The 3,640-nt window shown below is 71.3% G+C and carries 2 protein-coding genes; both read left to right on the top strand.

Features of this window, described 5'->3' with window-relative positions; translation table 11 throughout:
- Positions 1-2,545: OpgC domain-containing protein (opgC, locus tag Q6969_RS14075; protein WP_317230997.1), on the top strand; the 2,545-nt coding region annotated here is incomplete at its 5' end.
- A 200-nt stretch (positions 2,546-2,745) separates the two neighbouring features.
- The coding region (locus tag Q6969_RS14070) for a ferritin-like domain-containing protein (protein WP_317230996.1) at positions 2,746-3,640 on the top strand (895 nt) is incomplete at its 3' end.

Genomic DNA, 3,640 nt, shown 5'->3' with positions numbered 1-3,640 from the left:
CGTCGCGCTCGCGATCGCCGTCGTCCCCGCGACGGCCGCGCTCGCCGCCCCCGCCGCCCCGGCGGCCACCGCGCCCGCGGCCCCCGCCGACGAGGTCGACCTCACGCGTGCACCGGACGCACCCTGGTTCGGCGGCATCCTCGACTGGACCGCGGACGACGCGCAGAGCTACGCGGACCGCCTCGGGGCGACCCCCGCGGTGCTCGGCCAGTCGGTGCGCTACCCCCTCGGGTCCGACGACGTCACCTACCTCGACCAGTTCGCCCAGCAGGCCGGCCAGCAGGGCGCGCTCCTCCTCCTCACGCTGGAGCCCACGAAGCCGCTCGCCGAGCTCACCACGGAGGACGCGGACGCCCTGGCCGCCCGGCTGGAGGCGCTCCGCGAGCGCTACGACTCCCGCGCGCTCGTGCGGTTCGCGCCCGAGATGAACGGCTCGTGGACCCCGTGGGGCCAGCAGCCGTCCGCGTACGTGGCGGCCTTCCGCCAGGTCGCCGACGCCGTGCACGCGTCCGACGCGGGCGCCGTCACCGTCTGGTCGCCCGCCTACGCGGCCGGCTACCCGTTCGGGTCGGCCGACGGGCTCACCGACGCGTCCGGCACGCGTCCCGTCGCGGAGCTCGACACCGACGGCAACGGCCGCGTCGACATCGACGACGACGCCTACCGGCCGTACTACCCGGGCGACGACGCCGTCGACTGGGTGGGCCTGTCGGCCTCGCACTTCGGATCCGAGCAGGACTTCGTCACCGGGCAGCCGGTGGAGGAGTACCTGGGCGGCGAGGTGGTCCCGCAGCAGGAGTTCGGCGACAACGTCGTCCCCGAGGAGGGCAAGTTCTCCCGGGAGCTCACCGGCGCGTACGGCTACGCCGACCAGGGCGGCGCCGGCCGCGACTTCGCGGCGGAGTGGATCGAGGGGACCGGCAAGCCCGCCGTCATCGAGACGGGCGCGCTGTACGACCCCGCCCGCACCGACGGCGCGAGCGAGTCCGAGATCAAGGCCGCCTGGTGGGAGCAGGTGCTCTCGGCCGACGTCCGCGCGGAGCACCCCGGCATCGGCATGGTCGTGTGGCGGGAGCTCGAGCGGGAGGAGGCGGAGGCCGACGGCGCCGTCGTCGACTGGCGCGCCACGGGCGACCCGGCCATCGCCTCCGCCCTCCGCGCCCACCTGGACCCGGCGACGGCGACCCTCGGCCCCGTCACGCAGGTGTTCGACCAGGAGCGCGCGAACACCGCGACCGCGCAGTACCGCGACCCCGGATCCCCGGAGGACGAGCAGATGGGCTGGATCGTGCTGTGCGCGGTCGTGCTCCTCGTGCTGTTCGCCGCGTCCGGCCTCATCGGGCGCCTCCGGCCCGGCTGGCGCTATCCGGACGAGCACAGTCCCCGCGACCGCCGCCTGGACCTCTTCCGCGGCTGGACCATCGTCGCCGTGGTCATCACCCACATCGAGGTGGCGAGCCCGTACTCCTACGTGACCATCAACGCGATCGGCGCCATCACGGGCGCCGAGATGTTCGTCCTGCTCTCCGGCCTCGTGCTCGGCATGGTCTACCCCATGGCCGTGAAGCGGTTCGGCGAGGTGAAGGCGCTCGTGTCGATCCTCCGCCGCGCGTTCAAGCAGTACGTCGTGGCGATCGCGGTGGTCGTCATCGTGTTCGCGCTCACCTTCGTGCCGTTCCTCGACACCGACGTGATCACCACCTTCACCGACCGCGGCACGGGCGCCGACGGCAAGGTGACGACGGGCCAGGTCTACGACCTCTACCCGAACGGCGCGCGCCTGCTCGACTACCCGCCGCCCTGGTACGCGATCCGGGACCTGCTGCTGCTGCGCATGGGCCCGTGGGTCTTCAACATCATGGGGCTGTTCGTGGTCCTCACGCTGCTCGTGCCGGCCGTCGTGTGGCTCCTCCGCCGGCGGATGTGGTGGGTCGTGCTCATCGCCAGCTGGGCCGGGTACCTGCTGAACGCGCAGTACGACATCCGGGTCCTGCCGTCGATGTTCGAGGACGTCTTCCCGCTGCTCACGTGGCAGGTCGCGTTCCTCAACGGCATGGTCATCGGCTACTACCGGCGGCAGATCACGCGGGCCCTCACCGGCCGCCTGGGCCGCGCGCTGGTGACGATCGGGCTGGTCGCCTACGTGGGCTCCCTCGCCGTGCTGTGGGCCGGCCACACCTACGGCGTGCAGCTGCCGGGTGTCCCCGACGGCCTCTACTCGTCGCTGTACGAGTCGATGTACCAGCGCACGTTCCTGCAGCCGGGGCGCCTCGTCGACCTCGCGCTCATGCTCGTGGTCGCCTACACGTTCCTCACGCGGGTCTGGAAGCCGGTCGACCGGGCGTTCGGGTGGTTCTACACGCCGCTGGGCTCCGCGAGCCTGTACGTGTTCATCGTCCACGTGTTCTTCGTCCTCGTCGTCGGCAGCCTGCCGTTCCTCGACAGGTCGAACGCCTGGCAGGGGGCTGTCGTCCACACGCTGGTGCTCGCGGCGATCTGGTTCATGGTCACGCGCAAGGTGCTGTTCAAGGTCATCCCGACCTGATCCGCATCCGCGGGCGGGATCCGAGGGGATCCGATGCGATCCCGGGCAATCCGGCACGGTCCCCGTTCCGAACGCTTCTCGACATCCGGCGAAACAGTGCATCGCGCCCCTATGCCGGATGCCTGTCATCCGCATAGCGTTCGAACCAGCACGCGTTCGGTATCTGGGATACGGTCGCGACGATCAAGGGAGCTCCAACCATGTTCGACAAGAAGTTCATCACCCAGGCCATCGACCGGAGCGCGCAGTCGCCGCTGGACCGTCGTCGCTTCTTCAGCGCCGCCGGCATCGCGGGTCTCGGCGTCGGCGCCGCGGCCCTCATCCCCGCCACCGGAGCCCAGGCGGCCGACGCCCAGGCCGAGGCGGACGCCGGACAGGCGACCGACCTCGCCGTCCTCAACTTCGCGCTCAACCTCGAGTACCTCGAGGCCGAGTTCTACCTCCGCGCCTCCACCGGCGCGGGCCTCGTCCCGAACGACATCTCCGGCGTCGGCACGGCCGGCGGCGTCACCGGCGGCCGCCAGGTCCAGTTCAAGGACCGCGCGATCCGCGAGTACGCCCGCGAGATCGCCCAGGACGAGAAGGCCCACGTCAAGTTCCTGCGCTCCGCGCTGGGCTCGGCCAAGGTCGCCCGTCCGGCCATCGACCTCGACGCGGCCTTCTCCGCCGCGGCGACGGCCGCCGGCCTCATCAAGCCGGGCGAGAAGTTCGACGCGTTCGCGAGCGACGAGAACTTCCTGCTCGCGTCCTTCGTGTTCGAGGACGTCGGAGTGACCGCCTACAAGGGCGCCGCCCCGCTCATCACGAACAAGACGTACCTCGAGGCGGCCGCCGGCATCCTCGCGGTCGAGGCCTACCACGCGGGCATCATCCGCACGTCGCTGTTCGCGAAGGGCCTCGCGGCTCCGACCAACGCGATCTCGAACGCGCGCGACTCCCTCGACGGGTCCTCGGACCTCGACCAGGGCATCACGATCTCGGGCGGCGCGAACCTCGTGCCGACGGATGCGAACGGCATCGCGTACAGCCGCAGCACCGGCCAGGTCCTCAACATCGTGTACCTGAACAACAAGGCCGTGACGAAGGGCGGGTTCT

This window comes from Clavibacter sp. MX14-G9D (assembly GCF_032917815.1).
Taxonomy (GTDB): domain Bacteria; phylum Actinomycetota; class Actinomycetes; order Actinomycetales; family Microbacteriaceae; genus Clavibacter; species Clavibacter michiganensis_K.
Note: the sequence above shows the minus strand (reverse complement) of the source record. Positions and strands in the feature narration are given on the sequence as shown.